At 73.4% G+C, this 20,317-nt stretch carries 21 protein-coding genes; 1 reads left to right on the plus strand and 20 read right to left on the minus strand.

The annotated features are described in order from the left end of the window. Positions 1-45: 45 nt before the first annotated feature. From coaBC to pyrR, 12 genes are all read right to left on the minus strand, one after another. Entirely contained in the window at positions 46-1,254 is a 1,209-nt protein-coding gene (gene coaBC, locus O7603_RS10070) for a bifunctional phosphopantothenoylcysteine decarboxylase/phosphopantothenate--cysteine ligase CoaBC (RefSeq protein WP_281575429.1), read from the minus strand. 14 nt (positions 1,255-1,268) lie between these two features. Next, a complete protein-coding gene (gene rpoZ, locus O7603_RS10075) occupies positions 1,269-1,535 on the minus strand; it encodes a DNA-directed RNA polymerase subunit omega (protein WP_013285517.1) in 267 nt (88 codons plus the stop codon). 81 nt (positions 1,536-1,616) lie between these two features. Continuing rightward, entirely contained in the window at positions 1,617-2,150 is a 534-nt protein-coding gene (locus O7603_RS10080; protein ID WP_281575430.1) for a guanylate kinase, read from the minus strand. A 25-nt stretch (positions 2,151-2,175) separates the two neighbouring features. Continuing rightward, complete coding sequence (gene mihF / locus O7603_RS10085) at positions 2,176-2,493, minus strand: integration host factor, actinobacterial type (RefSeq protein WP_281575431.1); 318 nt, start codon at positions 2,491-2,493, stop codon at positions 2,176-2,178. Between the two features lie 177 nt (positions 2,494-2,670). Continuing rightward, the gene (gene pyrF / locus O7603_RS10090; RefSeq protein ID WP_281575432.1) at positions 2,671-3,507 is read right to left on the minus strand and encodes an orotidine-5'-phosphate decarboxylase; all 837 of its coding nucleotides are present in this window, start codon (positions 3,505-3,507) and stop codon (positions 2,671-2,673) included. Between the two features lie 74 nt (positions 3,508-3,581). Then, entirely contained in the window at positions 3,582-4,856 is a 1,275-nt protein-coding gene (locus O7603_RS10095; RefSeq protein WP_281575433.1) for an adenosylmethionine--8-amino-7-oxononanoate transaminase, read from the minus strand. Positions 4,857-4,959: 103 nt separating this feature from the next. Then, a complete protein-coding gene (locus O7603_RS10100; RefSeq protein WP_281575434.1) occupies positions 4,960-5,985 on the minus strand; it encodes a quinone-dependent dihydroorotate dehydrogenase in 1,026 nt (341 codons plus the stop codon). Then, a complete protein-coding gene (carB, locus tag O7603_RS10105) occupies positions 5,982-9,374 on the minus strand; it encodes a carbamoyl-phosphate synthase large subunit (RefSeq protein ID WP_281575435.1) in 3,393 nt (1,130 codons plus the stop codon). The genes O7603_RS10100 and carB overlap by 4 nt, the downstream gene beginning before the upstream one ends. Further along, entirely contained in the window at positions 9,374-10,570 is a 1,197-nt protein-coding gene (carA, locus tag O7603_RS10110) for a glutamine-hydrolyzing carbamoyl-phosphate synthase small subunit (protein WP_281575436.1), read from the minus strand. Before carA ends, carB begins: the two co-directional genes overlap by 1 nt. Beyond that, positions 10,567-11,844, minus strand: a complete 1,278-nt coding sequence (locus O7603_RS10115; protein ID WP_281575437.1) for a dihydroorotase — start codon at positions 11,842-11,844, stop codon at positions 10,567-10,569. The genes carA and O7603_RS10115 overlap by 4 nt, the downstream gene beginning before the upstream one ends. Beyond that, a complete protein-coding gene (locus O7603_RS10120) occupies positions 11,841-12,767 on the minus strand; it encodes an aspartate carbamoyltransferase catalytic subunit (protein WP_281575438.1) in 927 nt (308 codons plus the stop codon). The genes O7603_RS10115 and O7603_RS10120 overlap by 4 nt, the downstream gene beginning before the upstream one ends. Next, positions 12,764-13,348: a bifunctional pyr operon transcriptional regulator/uracil phosphoribosyltransferase PyrR gene (gene pyrR / locus O7603_RS10125; protein WP_281575439.1), complete on the minus strand. Its 585-nt coding sequence runs from the start codon at positions 13,346-13,348 to the stop codon at positions 12,764-12,766. Before pyrR ends, O7603_RS10120 begins: the two co-directional genes overlap by 4 nt. A 286-nt stretch (positions 13,349-13,634) precedes the next feature. Between pyrR and O7603_RS10130 the strand changes: the two genes are divergently transcribed. Further along, positions 13,635-14,123, plus strand: coding sequence for a helix-turn-helix domain-containing protein (locus O7603_RS10130; RefSeq protein WP_013285505.1), 489 nt, complete (start codon positions 13,635-13,637; stop codon positions 14,121-14,123). Positions 14,124-14,192: 69 nt separating this feature from the next. Here the strand turns inward: O7603_RS10130 and nusB are convergent, their stop codons facing one another. The 8 genes from nusB to O7603_RS10170 all read right to left on the minus strand — a co-directional run bounded on the left by nusB (position 14,193) and on the right by O7603_RS10170 (position 20,216). Next, a complete protein-coding gene (gene nusB, locus O7603_RS10135; protein ID WP_281576654.1) occupies positions 14,193-14,603 on the minus strand; it encodes a transcription antitermination factor NusB in 411 nt (136 codons plus the stop codon). 23 nt (positions 14,604-14,626) lie between these two features. Further along, the gene (gene efp / locus O7603_RS10140) at positions 14,627-15,184 is read right to left on the minus strand and encodes an elongation factor P (RefSeq protein WP_281575440.1); all 558 of its coding nucleotides are present in this window, start codon (positions 15,182-15,184) and stop codon (positions 14,627-14,629) included. Between the two features lie 148 nt (positions 15,185-15,332). Further along, on the minus strand, positions 15,333-15,764 hold the full coding sequence (gene aroQ / locus O7603_RS10145; protein WP_281575441.1) for a type II 3-dehydroquinate dehydratase: 432 nt from the start codon (positions 15,762-15,764) through the stop codon (positions 15,333-15,335). After that, complete coding sequence (gene aroB / locus O7603_RS10150; protein ID WP_281575442.1) at positions 15,761-16,840, minus strand: 3-dehydroquinate synthase; 1,080 nt, start codon at positions 16,838-16,840, stop codon at positions 15,761-15,763. Before aroB ends, aroQ begins: the two co-directional genes overlap by 4 nt. 29 nt (positions 16,841-16,869) lie before the next feature. Further along, complete coding sequence (locus O7603_RS10155; RefSeq protein WP_281575443.1) at positions 16,870-17,382, minus strand: shikimate kinase; 513 nt, start codon at positions 17,380-17,382, stop codon at positions 16,870-16,872. Continuing rightward, a complete protein-coding gene (gene aroC, locus O7603_RS10160) occupies positions 17,379-18,557 on the minus strand; it encodes a chorismate synthase (RefSeq protein WP_281575444.1) in 1,179 nt (392 codons plus the stop codon). The genes O7603_RS10155 and aroC overlap by 4 nt, the downstream gene beginning before the upstream one ends. Before the next feature lie 85 nt (positions 18,558-18,642). Continuing rightward, positions 18,643-19,563 (minus strand): glycosyltransferase, encoded by a 921-nt coding sequence (locus O7603_RS10165; protein ID WP_281575445.1) that lies wholly within the window; start codon positions 19,561-19,563, stop codon positions 18,643-18,645. Between the two features lie 38 nt (positions 19,564-19,601). Continuing rightward, on the minus strand, positions 19,602-20,216 hold the full coding sequence (locus tag O7603_RS10170) for a glycosyltransferase (protein WP_281576655.1): 615 nt from the start codon (positions 20,214-20,216) through the stop codon (positions 19,602-19,604). Positions 20,217-20,317: the final 101 nt, after the last annotated feature.

The following is a 20,317-nucleotide window of genomic DNA, read 5'->3' on the forward strand; positions in this document are numbered from 1 at the left end:
CACCACGGACGGGGGTGGCGGAGTTGGTCGCGCGCTTTCCAACCCTCAGGAGTGACCGGCCAGCCGCGTCACCACGAGGTCCCAGACGCCGTCGGCGAGGTCTTCCTTGGACTGTTCGGGCATCCGGCTGACCGAACCGTCCGCGCCGATGACGGTCGCCGCGTTGGTCTCGGCGCCGAAGACCTTGTCCGGCCCCACCTCGTTGATGACGATGAGGTCGGCCCGCTTCCGGGCCAGTTTGGCCCGGCCGTTGGCCTCGGCGTCGCCGGTCTCGGCGGCGAACACCACCAGCACCTGCTCGGGGCGACGGCGGCTGCCCAACTCGGCGGCGATGTCCGGGTTGGTGACGAGTTCGATGGTGGGCGCGCTGCCGTCGTCCGCCTTCTTGATTTTGCCAGGCGCGTAGACGGCCGGGCGGAAATCTGCCGGAGCCGCCGCCATCACCACGGCGTCGGCGTCCACGGCGGCCTTCAGCGTCGCCTCCCGCAGCTCCCCCGTCGTGCCCACCCGCACCAGGTCGACCCCGGCCGGGTCGGCGAGGGTGACGTTGGCCGCGATCAGGGTGACCCGGGCGCCCCGGGCCACCGCCGAACGGGCGAACGCGTAGCCCTGCTTGCCCGAGGACCGGTTGCCGAGGAACCGGACCGGGTCCAGCGGCTCACGGGTGCCGCCGGCGGTCACCACCACGCGGCGGCCGGCCAGGTCGGCCGGGGCGTCGACGCCGCGGGTGAGCACCCGGCGGGCGACGGCGAAGATCTCCGTCGGGTCGGGCAACCGGCCCTTGCCGGTGTCGACGCCGGTGAGCCGCCCGACCGCGGGCTCGATCACCCGGACCCCGCGGGCCCGCAGCGTGGCCACGTTGGCCGCGGTGGCCGGGTGCTCCCACATCTCGGTGTGCATGGCCGGAGCCAGCACCACCGGGCAGCGGGCGGTGAGCAGGGTGTTGGTGAGCAGGTCGTCGGCGAGGCCGTTCGCCGCCTTGGCAAGCAGGTCGGCGGTGGCCGGTGCGACGACCACCAGGTCGGCCTGCTGGCCGAGCCGGACGTGCGGCACCTCGTGCACCTCGGACCAGACGTCGTCGGCGACCGGCTGACCGGAGAGCGCCGCCCAGGTCGGCGCGCCGACGAAGCGGAGCGCCGACGCGGTCGGCACGACGCGGACCCGGTGGCCCGATTCGGTGAAGAGCCGCAGCAGCTCACACGCCTTGTAGGCGGCGATGCCGCCACCGACCCCGAGGACGATCCCGGCGGACATCGCGGTGCGGCGGGTTACGGCTGGTCGGTCGGCTCGGCGGTGAGCAGGCCGGCGTTGATCTCGCGCATGGCGATGGAGAGCGGCTTCTCCTGCGGGGTGGTCTCGACCAGCGGGCCGACGTACTCCAGCAGGCCCTCACCGAGCTGGCTGTAGTAGGCGTTGACCTGACGGGCACGCTTGGCGGCGAAGATGACCAGCGCGTACTTCGACGTCGTCTTCTCGAGGAGCTCGTCGATCGGCGGGTTGGTGATGCCTTCGGGGTTGGTGGCGATGGATCCCACGAAATAACCTCTGCGTCTGTCGATCCGCGCGGACGCGGTGCTGACTCTGAGCCGCGACCGGCTTCGGACCGCGGCCGACTCCTAACCGAGCACCCGCGGTCGGGCCGGAGTCGGATAAGAAGAACCGAACAAGCCTACCAGCTCATCCGCGACCCGATCGGTCAGGTCATGCGTCAGGGCGAGTTCGAAGGCCTCGGAGACCGCCGGCTCCGGGCGGTATCCGGGCGGGCAGAGCAGCACCAACAGGGCATCGGAGACGCGTTCCCGCACGGCCAGCGCGCCCGGGACGTCGAGCGGGAGCAGCACCGGCTGCCCGGCGGCGAGCCGGGAGCGCAGCGGCTCGTACGGCGTGCCGCGCCGGTGCGGCCCGGTCCGGGCCCACTCCAGGAGGGCGCCGGACGCGATCAACCCGTCGAACTCGGCCGGGGTCAGGAAGATCCGGTCCACCCCGTCGACCTCGCCGGCGCGGCGGGGTCGGGTGGTCGCCGGCACCGGCCGCCACACGGAGGGAGAACGCGCCCGGACGAGCTCGACGACACTCTCCCGACCGGACCCCGAGGGGCCGGCCAGGACAGTGAGCCGGGCCGTCGGGCGCGCCTCACCATCCGTGCTCACTGCTTGTTTCTACACGCCGCCTGACTCAGTTGGCGGCGAACTCTCCAAGCAGTGCCTTGCGCTGCTGCTCGCCGAGGCCCCGCAGGCGACGGCTGTCAGCGATCTTGAGCTTCTCCATGATCTGGGTGGCCCGGATCTTGCCGATGCCCGGCATCGCCTGCAGGACCGCCGACACCTTGAGCTTGCCCACGACGTCGTCGGCCTCGGCGCGCTCAAGGACGGCGCCAAGGGTGGTCTTGCCCTGCTTGAGCTGCTCCTTCAGCTCGGCACGGGCCTTGCGGATCTCCGCGGCCTTCTCCAGCGCGGCAGCGCGCTGTTCGGGGGTCAGTGACGGGAGCGGCACCAGTTCTCCTCAGGTCCCTATCGCGACGGGCGGACGCACCGCCGCATCTGTGAAACGTGGTGTCGCTGTGAACCAAGGGGTCCGTGGTTCCCAGCGCGGGGAAAACTAGCGGTCAACGGAGCTTTCGGCAACGTGGGCGCGCCATGATCATCGCAAAGTGACGGAGCAATCAGTCAGTCAGCGGGCTGGCAGGACGGCCCGGCAGTCTGCCAGGACCCGCTCCGCGGCGGCCCGCAGGGCATCCTCGTCGGGTCCGGCGCCGAGCACCTCCCGGGAGTACGAGGGGAGCACCGCGGACAGGCTGGAGCCGAAGACGGTCCGCAGATCGGCGGCGGTCGCGCCCTGCGCACCGAGCCCCGGGGCGAGCAGCGGACCCCCCACCCGGGACAGGTCGTGACCGGTGTCACCGATGGTCGCGCCGACCACCAGGCCGAAGCTGCCGAGGGGGTCCACACCCGCGTTGAGCTGGGAAATCTCGTCGATCACGGTCTGCGCGACGGTCCGGCCGTCGGGCGTACGGGCGTGCTGCACGGCGGCCCCCTCGGGGTTCGACGTGAGAGCCAGGACGAAGACTCCACCGCCGTGCTCGGCGGCGAGTTCGAACATCGGGGCGAGTGAACCTACTCCCAGGTAGGGGCTCGCGGTGACCGCGTCGGCATACAGCGGACTGGATGGATCGAGGTACGCCGACGCGTACGCGTGGACCGTCGAGCCGATGTCGCCACGCTTCGCGTCAAGCAGAACGAGCGAGCCGCGATCTCGTAACTGTCGGATAGTTGACTCAAGAATCGCGACACCCCGGGCGCCGAACCGCTCGAAGAAGGCCGACTGAGGCTTGACCACCGCAACCCGGTCACCGAGGGCTTCCACGACGGTCCGGGCGAACCGGTCGAGCCCCGCCACGTCGTCCGGCAGCCCCCAGCGGGCCAGCAGACCCGGATGCGGGTCGATGCCGACACACAGCGGCCCCCGCTCCACGATCGCCCGGTGCAGTCGGGCGCCGAAGCTCTCCATCCGTCTCTCCCTCTCCTCGCGCTCCCGCCCGGCCGGCCACTGCCGCCCGGTACCGCTGGTGCCCCCGGGCCGGCTCAGCCGGCCTTCACCGCCGCCGCCACGCCGGCCGCGATCCGGGCCAGGTCGGCGTCGTCGGTGACGTACGGCGGCATCGTGTAGACCAGGTCCCGGAACGGTCGCAGCCAGACCCCCTGGGCGACGGCCGCGGCGGTGGCGGCGGCCAGGTCCACCTCGTGGTCGAGCTGCACCACCCCGATCGCGCCCAGCACCCGCACGTCGGCCACCCCCGGCGCGCCGCGCAGCGGCGCCAGGCCGGCCCGCAACCCCGCACCCACCCGGGCCACCTCGGCCGCCCAGTCACCGGCCCGCAGCAGGCCGATGGAGGCGTTGGCGACCGCGCAGGCGAGCGGGTTGCCCATGAACGTCGGACCGTGCGCCAGCACCCCCGTGGCGGAGATCCCCTGGGCGATCTCCGCCGTGCACAGCGCCGCGGCCAGGGTGAGGTAGCCGCCGGTGAGCGCCTTGCCCACGCACATCACGTCCGGCACCACACCGGCGTGCTCGGCGGCGAACATGGCGCCGGTCCGGCCGAACCCGGTGGCGATCTCGTCGAAGATGAGCAGCACCCCGTGCGCCCGGGTCGCCTCGCGCAGCACCCGCAGGTACTCCGGGTGGTGGAAGCGCATCCCGCCGGCGCCCTGCACGACCGGCTCGACGATCACCGCGGCCAGCTCGTGCGCGTGCCGCTCCACCGAGTCGGCCAGGGCCGCGCAGTACGCCGGGTCGGGCGGGCCGTCGAAGCCGCCCGGCGGGACCGGCGCGAAGACCTGCCGGGGCAGCACGTCGCCCCAGAGGTGGTGCATGCCTCCCTCCGGGTCGCAGACGCTCATCGGGTGGAAGGTGTCGCCGTGGTAGCCCCCCCGCCAGGTGCCCAACCGGCGGCGTTCCGGCCGCCCGGTGGCCCGCTGGTACTGCAGGCACATCTTGATCGCGACCTCGACGCTCACCGAGCCGGAGTCGCACAGGAAGACGTGCTCCAGGCCGCCCGGGGCGATCTCGACCAGCGTCTCCGCCAGCCGCACCGCCGGCCCGTGGGTCAGCCCGCCGAACATGACGTGGCTCATCCGGCCGAGTTGGTCGGTCACCGCCGCGTCGAGCACCGGGTGGCGGTAACCGTGGATCGCCGCCCACCAGGACGACATCCCGTCCACCAGCTCCCGGCCGTCGGCCAGCCGCAGCCGTACGCCCTGCGCGCCCTCCACCACGTAGGGCGCACTGGCCGGCGGCAGCGCCGCGTAGGGGTGCCAGACGTGCGCCCGGTCCGCCGCGAGGATCTCCTCAGGTGTCACGCTGTTCCTCCCAGGACTGGCACCCCGCGATCTCGCACTTGTGGCCCTTGCTTCGTCCGGTTCTGCGACATAGGCCGGGGCGGAAAGTGCACGATCGCGGGGCTCATGGCACGCGGGGCGCGGACACCGCGCGGGCGGCCGCGCGGACCAGGGCCGGGCCCCGGTAGATGAAGCCGGTGTAGAGCTGGACCAGGCCGGCGCCGGCGTCCAGCATCCGGGCCGCGTCGTCCGGGTCGAGGATCCCGCCCACCCCGATGACCGGCAGCCGGCCGCCGGTCTCCCGGTGCACGAACGAGACCACCTCCCGCGCCCGGGCGGTGAGCGGCCGGCCGGACAGGCCGCCGGCCTCCGCGGCGCGGGGCTGGTCGGCGGCGGCCAGGCCGTCGCGGGCCAGTGTGGTGTTGGTGGCAATCACCCCGGCCGCGCCCCGGGCCAGGCAGACCTCCAGCAGCTCGGCGATCGCCGGCTCGGTGAGGTCCGGAGCGATCTTGACGAGCACCGGCTTCTCCCCCACCAGCGCCGTCAACAGCGCGTCCAGGTGGGCCCGGTCCTGCAACGACCGCAGCCCCGGGGTGTTGGGCGAGGAGACGTTGACCGCGAAGTAGTCGCCGTACGCGTGCAGCGCCCGGTAGGAGGCGAGGTAGTCCCCCACCGCGTCGTCCAGCGGGGTCACCTTGGACTTGCCGAGCGAGATGCCCAGCGGGACACCGAGCGGCCGCGGCAGCGCCGCCAGCCGGGCCGCGAGGGCGTCGGCGCCCGCGTTGTTGAAGCCCATCCGGTTGATCACGGCCGTGCTGTCCCGCAGCCGGAACAGCCGGGGCCGGGGGTTGCCCGGCTGGGCGTGCGCGGTCACCGTGCCGACCTCGACGAAGCCGAAGCCCAACGCCGGCCAGGCGGGCAGCGCGACGCCGTTCTTGTCCATCCCGGCGGCCAGGCCGACCGGGTTGGGGAACTCGACCCCGAACACGGTCCGCGGCGCGCGCACCGCGTACCGGGCCCGCAGCCCCGCGAGGAGCAGCGGCGACCGCGACGTGGCGGCGAGCCGCCGCAGCGTCCACTCGTGCGCCGCCTCGGCGTCCCCGCCCCCGATCCGGAACAGCGCGGGCCGCACCGCCCGCTCGAACATCACTGGGCGGCTCGCAGCGCGGCGTGGAGGTCCTGGAGCGGACGGACCCGCATGTCGCCGCGGATGCGCGCCTCGATGCCCATCACCGCGGCGGCGGCGCCCGGCACGGTGGTGATGCAGGGGATGTCCGCGGTGACCGCCGCGCTGCGGATCTCGTACCCGTCGGAGCGGGCGCTCGCGCCGGAGCCCTGCGGGGTGTTCACCACCAGGGCCACGTCGCCGCCGAGGATCATCGAGACCGCGTCCTCGCCCTCGCCCGCCTCGTAGTGCTTGCGGATCTGCTCGCAGGCGATGCCGTGCCGGCGCAGCACCTCGGCGGTGCCGGTGGTGGCGACGATCTCGAAGCCGAGGTCGGCCAGGCGCTTGATCGGGAAGATCATCCCACGCTTGTCCCGGTTGGCCACCGAGACGAAGATCCGCCCACCGGTCGGCAGCGACCCGTACGCGGCCGCCTGCGACTTGGCGAAGGCCTGCCCGAAGCCGGTGTCGATGCCCATCACCTCGCCGGTGGACTTCATCTCCGGGCCGAGCAGCGAGTCGATCCCCTTGCCGGCCCGGGTGCGGAACCGCTTGAACGGCAGCACCGCCTCCTTCACCGCGATCGGGGCGTCCGCCGGCATCGTGCCGCCGTCCCCGGTCGCCGGGAGCAGCCCCTCGGCGCGCAGCTCGGCGATGGTGGCGCCGAGCGCGATCCGGGCCGCCGCCTTGGCCAGCGGCACCGCGGTCGCCTTCGAGACGAACGGCACGGTCCGCGACGCCCGCGGGTTCGCCTCCAGCACGTACAGCACGTCGTCCTTGAGCGCGTACTGCACGTTGAGCAGGCCCCGCACCCCGACGCCCCGGGCGATGGCCTCGGTGTACCGCCGGACCTCGGCCAGGTGCGAGCCGGCCAGGGTGATCGGCGGCAGGGCGCACGACGAGTCGCCGGAGTGGATGCCGGCCTCCTCGATGTGCTCCATCACGCCGCCGAGGTAGACCTCGCCGTCGGCGTCGCAGAGCGCGTCCACGTCGATCTCGATGGCGTCGTCGAGGAACCGGTCCACGAGCACCGGGTGGTCGGGCGAGATGTCGGTGGCCCGGCCGATGTAGTCGCGCAGGGTCGGGTCGTCGTAGACGATCTCCATGCCCCGCCCGCCCAGCACGTACGACGGACGCACCAGCACCGGGTAGCCGATCTCCTCGGCGATCCCCCTCGCCTCGTCGTACGACGTGGCCAGGCCGTGCGCCGGAGCGCGCAGCCCGGCGCGGGCCAGCAGCGCGCCGAACGCGCCCCGCTCCTCGGCGAGGTGGATCGACTCCGGCGAGGTGCCGACCACCGGCACCCCGGCGTCCTTGAGCCGCTGCGCCAGGCCCAGCGGGGTCTGCCCGCCGAGCTGCACGATCACCCCGACCACGCCCGGCCCGCCGGCCGCCTTGCCGGAGGAGTCCTCCGCGTGCCACACCTCCAGCACGTCCTCGAAGGTGAGCGGCTCGAAGTAGAGCCGGTCGGCGGTGTCGTAGTCGGTGGAGACGGTCTCCGGGTTGCAGTTGACCATCACGGTCTCGAACCCGACGCCGTCGGCGCCGGAACCGGACGCCGCGGCTCCGCCGATCGGCGCGCCCCGCAACGCCTGCACCGCGTGCACGCAGGAGTAGTCGAACTCGATGCCCTGCCCGATCCGGTTCGGCCCGGAGCCGAGGATCAGCACCTTCGGCCGGTCCGACCCGACGACCTCGGTCTCGCTGTCGTACGACGAGTAGTGGTACGGCGTGGTGGCGGAGAACTCGGCCGCGCAGGTGTCCACGGTCTTGTAGACCGGCCGGACGTCGAGCCGGTGCCGCAGGGTCCGTACGCCGTCCTCGGCGGCCAGCTCCGGCCGGAGCGCGGCGAGCTGCCGGTCGGAGAGGCCGGCCCGCTTCGCCCGGCGCAGCAGCGCCGCGTCGAGCACCGGCGCGGCGACGATCTCGTCCCGCAGCTCCACGAGCCCGGCGATCTGGTCGAGGAACCACGGGTCGATCCCGCCCGAGGCGGCGGCCACCTCGGCGATCGACGCGCCCAGCCGCAGCGCGCGCTCCACGGTGTAGAGCCGCCCGTCGTGCGGCGTACGCAGCGCGGCGAGCGTGTTCTCCTTGGTGGCCCCCTGCGGATCCGGCACGCTCCAGAAGCCGCCCGCCCTGGTCTCCATCGAGCGCATCGCCTTGTTCAGCGCCTCGGTGAAGTTGCGCCCGAGGCTCATCGCCTCGCCGACCGACTTCATGGTGGTGGTCAGCTCCGGGTCGGCGCCGGGGAACTTCTCGAAGGCGAACCGCGGAATCTTGACGACCACGTAGTCCAGCGCCGGCTCGAAGGCCGCCGGGGTCTTCAGCGTGATGTCGTTGGGGATCTCGTCCAGCGTGTAGCCGATCGCGAGCTTGGCGGCGATCTTCGCGATCGGGAAGCCGGTCGCCTTGGAGGCCAGCGCCGAGGAGCGGGACACCCGGGGGTTCATCTCGATCACGACGATCCGGCCGTCGGCCGGGTTGACCGCGAACTGGATGTTGCACCCGCCGGTGTCCACCCCGACCTCGCGCAGCACCGCGATGCCCAGGTCGCGCAGCCGCTGGTACTCCCGATCGGTGAGGGTCATCGCGGGGGCGACGGTGACGCTGTCGCCGGTGTGCACGCCCATCGGGTCGACGTTCTCGATCGAGCAGACCACGACGACGTTGTCGTGGCGGTCACGCATCAGCTCGAGCTCGTACTCCTTCCAGCCGAGCACGCTCTCCTCGATGAGCACCTCGTGCACCGGGCTGGCGGCGAGGCCGTCGCCGGCGATGCGGGCGAGGTCCTCCGGGGTGTGCGCCATGCCGGAGCCGAGACCGCCCATCGTGAACGACGGCCGGATCACCACCGGCAGGCCCAGCTCGGCGACGGTCTCCTCGACCTCGGCCATCGAGTGGCAGACCCGCGACCGGGGCACCAGGCCGGCCGGGTCCTCGATGCCGAGCCGCACGCCGGCCTTCGCCACGATGTCCTTGAACAGCTGCCGGTCCTCGCCGCGGTTGATGGCCTCGATGTTGGCGCCGATCAGCTCGACGCCGTACTTCTCCAGCACCCCGGCCTCGTGCAGGGCGACGGCGGTGTTCAGCGCGGTCTGCCCACCCAGGGTGGGCAGGATCGCGTCCGGCCGCTCCTTGGCGATGACCAGCTCGACGAACTCCGGGGTGATCGGCTCGACGTACGTCGCGTCGGCGAACTCCGGATCCGTCATGATCGTCGCCGGGTTGGAGTTGACCAGGCTGACCCGGATCCCCTCGCTGCGCAGCACCCGGCACGCCTGCGTGCCCGAGTAGTCGAACTCGCAGGCCTGCCCGATCACGATCGGGCCCGAGCCGATCACCAGGATGTGCTTCAGATCGGTCCGCTTCGGCATTACTTTCCGCCTTCGCTGTGGTTCCGGTCGAGGCCACGGCTCCCGCCGCGCCCCTGGTCGAGGCCCCGGCCCTCGATCAACTCCGCGAAGCGGTCGAAGAGGTAGTCCGCGTCGTGCGGGCCGGCCGCCGCCTCCGGGTGGTACTGCACCGTGAACGCGGGCACGTCCTTCGCCCGCAGGCCTTCGACCACGTTGTCGTTGAGGCAGACGTGCGACACCTGGACTCCGCCGAACTCGGTGTCGATCACCTGGTCCGGGACGACCGCCCCGGCCCCCGCGCCCGCCACCTCGACGGCGAACCCGTGGTTGTGGCTGGTCACCTCGACCTTGCCGGTGGCCCGGTCGAGCACCGGCTGGTTGATGCCGCGGTGGCCGTAGCCGAGCTTGTAGGTGCCGAAGCCGAGCGCCCGGCCGAGGATCTGGCTGCCGAAGCAGATGCCGAACAGCGGGATCCGCCGGCTCAGCACCTCCCGGGCCAGCCCGACCGGCCCGTCGGCGGTGGCCGGGTCGCCCGGCCCCGGCGAGAAGAAGACCGCGTCGGCGCCGGTGGCGAGCAGGTCGTCGATGGTGGAGCCGGCGGGCAGCACGTGCGTGGTGACCCCGCGCGCGGCCAGCCGGCGCGGCACGTTGCGCTTGATGCCCAGGTCCAGCGCGGCGACCGTGAACCGGTGCGCGCCCTGCGCCGGCACCACGTACGGCTGGGCCGTGGTGACCTCGGCGGAGAGGTCCGCGCCCACCATCTCCGGCGCCTGGCGGACCCGGGCCAGCAGGGCCCGCGGGTCCTCCTCCACGCTGGAGATGCCGACCCGCATCGCGCCCCGCTCGCGCAGGTGCCGGGTCAGCGCCCGGGTGTCGACCCCGCTGATGCCGACCACGCCCTCGGCCGCGAGCCGGTCCTCCAGCCCGCCGGTGGCGCGCCAGTTGGAGCCGATCCGGGCCGGGTCGCGCACCACGTACCCGGCGACCCAGATGCGGGCCGACTCGTCGTCCTCGGCGTTCACGCCGGTGTTGCCGATGTGCGGCGCGGTCTGCACCACCACCTGCCGGTGGTAGGAGGGATCGGTGAGGGTCTCCTGGTAACCGGTCATGCCGGTGTTGAAGACCGCCTCGCCGAAGGTCTCCCCGACGCTGCCGTACGCCTCGCCGTGGAACGTCCGCCCGTCCTCCAGCACCAGAATCGCTGGACGCCTCTTCACTTCGTTGCCTTTCCGTCGAGCACCGTCGGCTCACCGCGCAGGAAGGTCGCCACGACGCGACCCGGCAGCGTCATGCCGGCGTACGGGGTGTTGCGGCTGCGGCTGGCCAGTTCCGCGGGTTCGACCACCCGGCGGACCGCCGGGTCGACCAGGGTGAGGTTGGCCGGCACGCCCGGGGCCGGATCGAGGCCGTGCCCGTCCAGCCCGGCGATCCGGGCCGGGGTGCGCGACATCCGCTCGGCGATCAGGTCCCAACGCGGGCCGAGCACGTCGAGCGCGATGGACAGCGCCGTCTCCAGCCCGAGCATGCCGGGCCGGGCGTACGCCCACTCGCACTCCTTGTCCTCCACCGCGTGCGGCGCGTGGTCGGTGGCGATGATGTCGATCACCCCGTCGGTCAGGGCGGCCCGCAGGGCGGCGACGTCCTCGTCCGTGCGCAGCGGCGGGTTGACCTTGTAGACCGGGTCGTACGTCTCGGCCCGGACGTCGGTGAGCAGCAGGTGGTGCGGGGTCACCTCGGCGGTGACCCGGACGCCGCGGGCCTTGGCCTGCCGCAGCACCTCCACGCTTCCGGCGGTGGAGACGTGGCAGACGTGCAGCCGGCTGCCGACGTGCTCGGCGAGCAGGACGTCCCGGGCGATGATCGCCTCCTCGGCGACCGCCGGCCAGCCGGTCAGGCCGAGCCGGGTGGAGACCTCGCCCTCGTGCATCTGCGCGCCCTCGGTCAGCCGGGGCTCCTCGGCGTGCTGGGCGATGATCCCGTCGAACGCCTTGACGTACTCCAGGGCCCGGCGCATGAGCTTCGGGTCGGCGACGCAGTGCCCGTCGTCGGAGAAGATCCGCACCCGGGCGGCGGAGTCGGCCATCGCCCCCAGCTCGGCCAGGCGCTCGCCGGCCAGCCCGACGGTGACCGCGCCGATCGGCTGCACGTCGACCAGGCCGGCCTCGCGGCCGAGCCGCCAGACCTGCTCGACCACACCCGCGGTGTCGGCGACCGGCGAGGTGTTCGCCATCGCGCAGACCGCGGTGTACCCACCGAGCGCCGCCGCCCGGGACCCGGACTCGACCGTCTCGGCGTCCTCGCGGCCGGGCTCGCGCAGGTGGGTGTGCAGGTCGACCAGGCCGGGCAGCGCGACCAGCCCGGCCGCGTCGACCACCGTGGCGTCGCCGGCGGCGAGGTCGGCGCCGACCTCGGCCACCACGCCGTCGCGGATCAGCAGGTCGGTCGGCGCGGCGCCGAGCACGCTGACTCCCTTGACCAGGTACGCGGTCATGCGTTGTTCCCCCCGAGCAGCAGGTAGAGGACGGCCATCCGGACGGAGACCCCGTTGGCGACCTGTTCGACGATGGTGGAGCGGGGCGAGTCGGCGACCTCGGGCGTGATCTCCATCCCCCGGTTCATCGGGCCGGGGTGCATGACGATCGCGTGCTCCGGCAGCCGGCGCATCCGCGGCCCGTCCAGCCCGTAGCGGCGGGCGTACTCACGGGCGGAGGGGAAGTAGGAGTCGTTCATCCGCTCCCGCTGCACCCGCAGCATCATCACCACGTCCGAGGTGGGCAGCACCGCGTCGAGGTCGTAGCAGACGTCGGTGCCGGGCGCGAGCGCGCCCGCGATGTCGACCGGGATGAGCGTGGGCGGCCCGACCAGGGTGACCTTGGCCCCGAGGGTGGACAGCAGCAGCACGTTCGAGCGGGCCACCCGGCTGTGCAGCACGTCGCCGACCACGGCGACCGACAGCCCGGCCAGCCGGCCGAGCCGGGCCCGCATGGTGTACGCGTCGAGCAGCGCCTGGGTCGGGTGCTCGTGGGTGCCGTCGCCGGCGTTGACCACCGAGCCGTCCACCCAGTCGGCGAGCCGGTGCGCGGCGCCGGAGGCGGGATGGCGGACGACCACCGCGTCGGCGCCCATCGCCTGGAGGGTCAGCGCGGTGTCCTTCAGGCTCTCGCCCTTGGTGACGCTGGACCCCTTCGCGGAAAAGTTGATCACGTCGGCGCTGAGTCGCTTCGCCGCCGCCTCGAACGAGATCCGGGTCCGGGTGGAGTCCTCGTAGAAGAGGTTCACCACCGTGCGGCCGCGCAGGGCGGGCAGCTTCTTGACCTCCCGGCCGGCGACGGTGGCCATCTCGGCGGCCGTGTCCAGGATCCGGGTGGCGGTGGGCGCGTCCAGGTCGGCGCCGGAGAGCAGGTGCCGGATCATGCCTGATCGCCTCCGTACAGCTTGACCCCGTCGGCGCCGTCGCACTCGGAGAGCGTCACCTTCACGCTCTCGGCCAGGGCGGTCGGGATGTTCTTGCCCACGTAGTCGGCCCGGATGGGCAGCTCGCGGTGGCCGCGGTCGACCAGGACGGCGAGCTGCACCGAGGCCGGCCGGCCGACGTCGCTGAGCGCGTCCAGGGCGGCCCGCACGGTGCGGCCGGAGAAGAGGACGTCGTCGACGAGGATGACCCGCTTGCCGTCGATCCCGCCGGACGGCAGCTGGGTCGGCCCGACCGCGCGGGTGGCGTGCCGCCGCAGGTCGTCGCGGTAGAGAGTGATGTCGAGCACACCGACCGGGACGGCCACGTCCTCGAAGGTGCTGATCCGGGCGGCGAGCCGCTTCGCGAGCGGGGCGCCGCGGGTGGGGATGCCGAGCAGGACCGTGTCGGCGGCGCCCTGGGTCTTCTCCAGGATCTGGTGGGCGATCCGGTCGACCACGCGCTGCACGTCGGCGCTGGCGAGGATCACCTTCACCGAGGGTTGTCGCGCGGTCGATGACTGGGCAGCCGGTGGGTAGGCCACGGCGGACCTCCTTCCCCGCCTCACGGGACGGGTCGTTAAAGGACGTCGGACACCTCCGGGCCGGCCGCGAACGGCCCGCACCGGGGCTTCACGCCACGTTACCAGTGGTCACCGGCCCGATCGCCGCCGGCCACTGACCACTGGATCAGGCAGTCGAAATGGGGATAACTCCCCCCGTGCTCCCCAACGGTAGGGTCACGACCACTTGACCAGGTGTCGCAATCCCCGTACCGTCACGCTCCGTAGCGAATCGCTGGGAGAACCCCGCAGCACTGGGAGTGTCCGAATGCCCTCTGAATACGCCAAGTCGCTGGGCGCCCGCCTGCGCTCCATCCGCCAGCAGCAGGGTCTCTCCCTGCAGGGTGTGGAGGAGAAGTCGAACGGCCGGTGGAAGGCCGTGGTGGTCGGCTCGTACGAGCGCGGCGACCGCGCCGTCACGGTGTCCCGCCTGGCCGAGCTGGCCGACTTCTACCGCGTTCCCGTCTCGGAGCTGCTGCCTGACGGCAGTGGGGTACGTCACGAGCCCACCAGCAAGATCGTGCTGGACCTGGAGCGGCTCTACGACGAGGCCTCCGAGGACCTCGCCTACGTCGCCCGCTACGCCCGTGCCATCCAGCAGCAGCGCGGCGACTACAACGGCCGGGTGCTCTCGATCCGCGCCGACGACCTGCGCGCGCTGGCGATCGTCTACGACGCCTCGCCGTCCGGTCTGATCGAGCGGCTCACCGAGCACGGCGTGCTGGTCGCCGACCCGCGGGCGTTCTTCGCCTCCTGAGGCTCGTACGACGAAGGGCCCGTGCCGTCCGGCACGGGCCCTTCGTCGTGTTCGGGGTCGGCGGGCGCCTCAGCGGGTGGTGTACTCGGCGATCCGGCCGAGCACCCCGTTGAGGAAGCGCGGCGAGTCGTCGGTCGACATCTGCCGGGCCAGCTCGACCGCCTCGCTGATCGCCACCGCGTCGTCGATCTCGTCGATGTAGAGCAGCTCGTAGACCGCGATCCGGGCGAGGTTGCGGTCGACCACCGGCATCCGGTCCAGCGTCCAGCCCTCGGTGTAGCTGGCGATCAGCTCGTCGATCCGGTCCAGGTGCGCGGCGACCCCCTCGACCAGGCCCACCGCGTAGCCCAGGTGCTCCGGGTGGGGCCGCTCGATCCGCTCCAGGTAACCGGCCAGCACCTCCACCGGCGGCCGGTTACGCAGGTCGGCCTCGAAGAGCACGTCCAGCGCCCGCTTGCGCGCCTTGCGGCGCGCCGGCATCTGCTGCTTGGGGCCCTCCGCCATCAGGAGCGGCCGAGGTAACGGCCGTCGCGCGTGTCGACCTTGATCTTCTCGCCGGTGGTGATGAAGAGCGGCACCTGCACGGTCGCGCCGGTCTCGACGGTGGCCGGCTTGTTGCCGCCGGTCGAGCGGTCGCCCTGCAGACCCGGCTCGGTGTAGGTGACCTCGAGCACGACGCTGGTCGGCAGCTCGATGTAGAGCGGGACACCCTCGTGGGTGGCGACGGTCGCCTCGGCCTCGGGCAGCAGGTAGTTGGCGGCCTCGCCGACGGTGCCGCCGGGCACGGTGATCTGGTCGAACGTCTCCAGATCCATGAAGACGTAGTCCTCGCCGTCGGCGTAGAGGTACTGCATCGTGCGCTTGTCGACGGTGGCGGTGTCGACCTTGGTGCCCGCGTTGAAGGTCTTGTCGACGACCTTGCCGGAGAGCACGTTCTTCAGCGTGGTACGCACGAACGCACCACCCTTACCGGGCTTGACGTGCTGGAACTCGACAACGGTCCAGAGCTCCCCGTCGAGGTTGAGTACCAGGCCGTTCTTCAGGTCGTTGGTGGTGGCCATTTCCTGCCTTGATCATCAATTGGCGGACAGACCCAACAAGTCTACTAGCTGCGCCAAGCCCCGCCTCCGGGCGCTGTCCGGGCGCTGTCCGGCCGCCGACCGGGCGCTGTCCGGACGGTTGGGCGACCCGGGTGGGCCGGCGGCGGGGTCAGGCGGCGCGAGCGGCCAGGTGGTGCAGGGCGAGGCGGTAGCCGTCCACGCCGAGCCCGCAGATCACGCCGGTGGCGACCGCGGACACCACCGAGTGGCGCCGGAACTCCTCGCGGGCGTGGATGTTGGAGATGTGCACCTCGACGAGCGGCCCGCGCAGCATCGCGCAGGCGTCCCGCACGGCGTACGAGTAGTGCGACCAGGCGGCCGGGTTCAACACCACCGCGGCGCCCTCGTCGGCGGCGGCGTGCAGCCAGCCGAGCAGTTCGTGCTCGGCGTCGGTCTGCCGGACCGTCACGTCCAGGCCCAGCTCCCGGCCGGTCGACTCGCAGAGCGCCACTAGGTCGGCGTAGGTGGTCGCGCCGTACACCTCGGGCTGCCGGGTGCCCAGCCGGCCGAGGTTCGGCCCGTTCAGCACGTACACCTTCACGGCTGGGCGACCTCGTCGTAGGCGGCGCGCAGCAGGGCGTCGTCGGGCCCCTCCAGGATCGCCGGCCGGGCCAGCCCGTCCAGCACCACGAAGCGCAGCCGGTCGCCCCGGGCCTTCTTGTCCACCCGCATCGCGGCCAGCAGCTGCGGCCAGGCGTCCGACCGGTAGCCGGTGGGCAGGCCGAGCGCGGCGACCGTGGTGCGGTGCCGGCGGGCGGTCGGCTCGTCCAGCCGGCCGGCGAGCCGGGCCAGCGCACCGGCGTACACGAGACCGACCGCGACGGCGTGCCCGTGCCGCCAGCGGTAGCCCTCGACCTTCTCGATGGCGTGCGCGAGGGTGTGGCCGTAGTTGAGCACCTCGCGGACGCCGGACTCGCGCAGGTCACCGGAGACCACGTCGGCCTTGACCCGGATCGCCCGCTCGATCAGGTCCCGGGCGACCGGACCGGTCGGGTCGGTGGCCGCCGCCGGGTCGGCCTCGACCACGTCGAGGATCACCGGGTCGGCGATGAAGCCGCACTTGACCACCTCGGCCAGCCCGGCGGCCAGGTCGGCCGGGGGCAGGCTGTCCAGGGTGGCCAGGTCGGCGAGCACCCCGACCGGCGGGTGAAAGGCCCCGACCAGGTTCTTGCCGGCGGCGGTGTTGATCCCGGTCTTGCCGCCGACCGCGGCGTCGACCATGCCGAGCAGCGAGGTGGCCACCGGCACCCAGCGCACGCCGCGCAGCCAACACGCCGCCACGAAGCCGGCCAGGTCAGTCACCGCGCCGCCGCCCACCCCGACGACCGCGTCGGTCCGGGTGAAGCCGGCCTCGCCGAGCTGGTCCCAGCAGGCGGCGGCCACGTCGATCTGCTTGCCCGCCTCGGCGTCCGGCACCTCGATCGGCAAGGGAGCGACGCCAGCGGCACGCAGCCGCTCGCCGAGCGCGTCAGTCAGCTCCTTGAGCGGCGGCGCGTGCAGCAGCGCCACCCGGGTCGCCCCGGGCAGCAGGCCGGGCAGCGTGTCGAGCAGGTCGCGTCCCACCAGCACGTCGTACGGCCGTTCGCCGCCGACCGGGATCCGGGTCACCTCGTCCATCGCCGGCAGCCTAGTCCAGCCCGACGTCCTCAGTGCTTCAGCAGGGCGGCGATCTCGGCGGCGATCTCCTCCGGGGCCCGGCCGTCGGTGACCACGGTCGCGGTGGCGACCTCCTGGTAGAGCGGCCGGCGCTGGTCCATCAGGTGCTTCAGCGTGGCCCGCGGGTTGATCGCCAGCAGCGGGCGGCCCGCGCCGAGACCGACCCGCTTCACCGCGTCGGGCAGCTCGACGGACAGGTGCACCACCGGGTGCCCGACCAGCAGTGCGCGGGTCTCCTCGGCGAGGACCGCGCCCCCGCCGAGGGCGAGCACCCCCGGGCAGGAGGCGAGCGCCGCGGCCACCGCGGCCCGTTCGAGGGTACGGAAGTGCGCCTCGCCCTCGTCGACGAAGATCTCCGGGATCGGCTTGCCGGCCATCCGCTCGATGTCGAGGTCGGTGTCGCGGAACTCCACCCCCAGCGCGGCGGCGAGCGCCTGGCCGACCGTGGTCTTGCCGGAGCCCGGTGCCCCGACCAGGACGCAGACGGGTCGCGTCCCGCTCACCGGATCACCAGGGCGTCCAGGTAGCCGGTCAGGTTGCGGCGGATCTCGGCCACCGAGTCGCCGCCGAACTTCTCCACGGCCGCCTCGGCCAGGACGAGGGCGACCATCGCCTCGGCCACCACCGCCGCGGCGGGGACGGCACAGACGTCCGACCGCTGGTTGATGGCGGTGGCCGGCTCGCCGGTGGTCACGTCCACCGTGGCGAGGGCGCGGTTGAGCGACGAGATCGGCTTCATCGCGGCCTTCACCCGCAGCGGCTCGCCGGTGGTGATCCCGCCCTCCAGGCCACCGGCCCGGTCGGTGACCCGGCGTACGCCGGTGGCGGTGGGCATGATCTCGTCGTGCGCCTCGGAGCCTCGGGAGCGGGCCTGCTGCCAACCGTCGCCGATCTCCACGCCCTTGATCGCCTGGATGGACATCAGCGCGGCGGCCAGCCGGGCGTCGAGCTTCCGGTCCCACTGCACGTGGCTGCCCAGACCCGGCGGCACCCCGTACGCCAGCACCTCGACCACGCCACCGAGCGTGTCGGCGGCCTTCTTCGCGGCGTCGACCTCGGCGACCATCCGGGCGCTCGCCTCGGGGTCGAGGCAGCGCAGCGGGTCGGCGTCGATGCGGCCGGCGTCCTCCGGGAGCGGGCGCAGGCCGGGCTTGGCGGCGACCGACCCCAGCTCCACCACGTGCGAGACGATCTCGATGCCGAGGGTCTGCTGGACCAGCGCCTTGGCGACGGTGCCGACGGCCACCCGGGCGGCGGTCTCCCGGGCGCTGGCCCGCTCCAGGATCGGCCGGGCGTCGGTGTGGCCGTACTTCTGCATACCGGCGAGGTCCGCGTGGCCCGGTCGGGGCCGGGTGAGCGGGGCGTTGCGCGCCTGCCCGGCCAGCTCGTCGGCGTCCACCGGGTCGGCCGCCATCACCGTGCGCCACTTGGGCCACTCGGAGTTGCCGATCCGGATGGCGACCGGGCTGCCGATGGTGCGGCCGTGCCGCAGGCCGCCGATGATCTCGACCTCGTCCTGCTCGAACGACATCCGCGCGCCCCGGCCGTAACCGAGCCGGCGTCGGGCCAGCTCGGCGGAGATCTCGCCGGTGGTCACCTCGACCCCAGCGGGCACCCCCTCGAGCAGCGCGACGAGGGCGGGTCCGTGCGATTCACCTGCAGTCAACCAGCGCAACACAGCGGTCAGTCTGTCACGCCGGGTGGTCACTTCCGTGCGGTGCCCGCCTCGTCCCGCCCTGCGGACGGCGGCGTCCGGCCCCCGCTCAGATCCCCCGACCCCGCCGGTGCAGGGCGCGCAGCACCGCGTCGGGGCGGACCACCCGGCCGGCCACCGCGAGCGCCAGGTAGGCCCGGGGCTCCCGGAGGTTGTGCCGCAGCGTGCGCCGGGCCCAGCGCAGCGCGTCCCGCCGGTCGCCGGAGGCGGCGCGGGCGAAGGCGATCTGCCCGGTGACCCGCGCCTCGCCCGCCGGCTCGGTGGCGAACTCGGGATAGCGGTCCAGCAGCCACTGCAGCGCCGCGGAGATGGTGTCCCACCGCTGCGCGAAGTACGACCGCTTGTGCCAGCGCACCAGCACGTACGGGGTGCGCAGGTTCACCAACGGCGCGCTGCGCGCGGCCCGGAGCAGAAACTCGTAGTCCTCCGCGTAGCTGCCGGGGATCTCCTCGTCGACGAGCCCGAACCCGTCGCGCAGCGCCGCGGCGCGGATCAGGAACGTGGACGGATGCAGCTCGGTCATCCGGTCCCGGAGCAGGTCGGCGAGGGTGACCCGGTCGAGGTGGAGCACCCGGTCGACAGGGCGCCCGTCGTAGCTGACCCGGATGCCGCAGCTCACGAACTGCGCCCCGGGCGCGGCGGCGAGAGCGGCGACCTGCGCGGCCAGCTTGCCCGGCAACCACTCGTCGTCGTCGTCGCAGAACGCGACCAGCTCGCCGTCGACGGCCAGGGTGCCCGCGTTGCGGGCCCCGGCCAGCCCGGGCGTGCGGTCGTTGCGGATCACCCGGACCCGCCGGCCGGGGCGGGACAGGTCGGCGAGCGACCGGTCCGGCTCGGACTGGTCGTACACCGCCACGACCTCGATCGCGCCGGGGTGGTCCTGGTCGAGGATGGCCCGCACCGCGGCGCGCAGCAGCTCCGGCCGGTCGCGGGTGGGCACCACGACGCCGACGGTCGGCGGGGCGGTCACGGTCGCCGACACTGCCGGGCGACCGGAGGCGGGCGGCGTCACCGGTTCCGCCCGTCGACCCGGACCGGCCGGGTCCACGCCCGCCACCAGGGTCGGCGTGGCCGGGACGCGGCGGCGACCAGGTTGTCCACGATCTGCCCGACCCGGGCCACCGCCGCTCGTTGCGCCGCCTGCGCCCCCTGGTCGGCCGCGACCGCGAACCGGGCCGGGTCGGCCAGCCCGACGGCCAGCGCGTCGCGCAGCGCCTGCCGGGACTCGCAGAGCGCGACCATGCCGGCCGCGCCGAGCCGGCGCGCGAACAGCTGCTGGTGGTCGTCGACGTGTTCGCCGCGGCCGGGATCCCGGGGCACGACGATCGGCAGGCGGCCGTGCCGGCGCGCCTCCAGGATGGTCGCCGGGCCGCCGTGACAGACGACCAGGTCGGCACCGGCGAGCGCGGCCTGCAACGCCTCGTGGCTGAGGAACGGCACCGCGCCGGGCACCGCCGGGGGTCGGGTGTGCCCGTGCTGGACGGTGAGGTGGACCAGGGCGGCGGCGTCACCGTGCCACTCCTCCAGCCAGTCGAGCAGCCGGTCGAACGGGTGGGCGTCGGTGCCGACGGCGAGCAGCAGTTGGAGTCGGGCGGCGTCGGCGCGGTCGCGCTGGCGGGGCACCCGCGCCGGGTCGGGCGAGCCGGCGAGCTGCGCGGCCGGCCGAGCCGGGTCGGGGTGCCCGGGCGGGCCGGCGAGCTGCGCGGCCGGCCGAGCCGGGTCGG

This window comes from Micromonospora sp. WMMD812, assembly GCF_027497215.1.
In the GTDB taxonomy this organism is placed as follows: Bacteria; Actinomycetota; Actinomycetes; order Mycobacteriales; family Micromonosporaceae; genus Micromonospora.

Coding starts and splice junctions, on each gene's coding strand:
- O7603_RS10130 (WP_013285505.1), top strand. CDS start 13,635: ATGCCCTCTGAATACGCCAAGTCGCTGGGCGCCCGCCTGCGCTCCATC.
- efp (WP_281575440.1), bottom strand. CDS start 15,184: ATGGCCACCACCAACGACCTGAAGAACGGCCTGGTACTCAACCTCGAC.
- aroB (WP_281575442.1), bottom strand. CDS start 16,840: ATGGACGAGGTGACCCGGATCCCGGTCGGCGGCGAACGGCCGTACGAC.
- O7603_RS10120 (WP_281575438.1), bottom strand. CDS start 12,767: ATGATCCGGCACCTGCTCTCCGGCGCCGACCTGGACGCGCCCACCGCC.
- pyrF (WP_281575432.1), bottom strand. CDS start 3,507: ATGGAGAGCTTCGGCGCCCGACTGCACCGGGCGATCGTGGAGCGGGGG.
- coaBC (WP_281575429.1), bottom strand. CDS start 1,254: ATGTCCGCCGGGATCGTCCTCGGGGTCGGTGGCGGCATCGCCGCCTAC.
- O7603_RS10115 (WP_281575437.1), bottom strand. CDS start 11,844: ATGACCGCGTACCTGGTCAAGGGAGTCAGCGTGCTCGGCGCCGCGCCG.
- carB (WP_281575435.1), bottom strand. CDS start 9,374: ATGCCGAAGCGGACCGATCTGAAGCACATCCTGGTGATCGGCTCGGGC.
- nusB (WP_281576654.1), bottom strand. CDS start 14,603: ATGCCGGCGCGCCGCAAGGCGCGCAAGCGGGCGCTGGACGTGCTCTTC.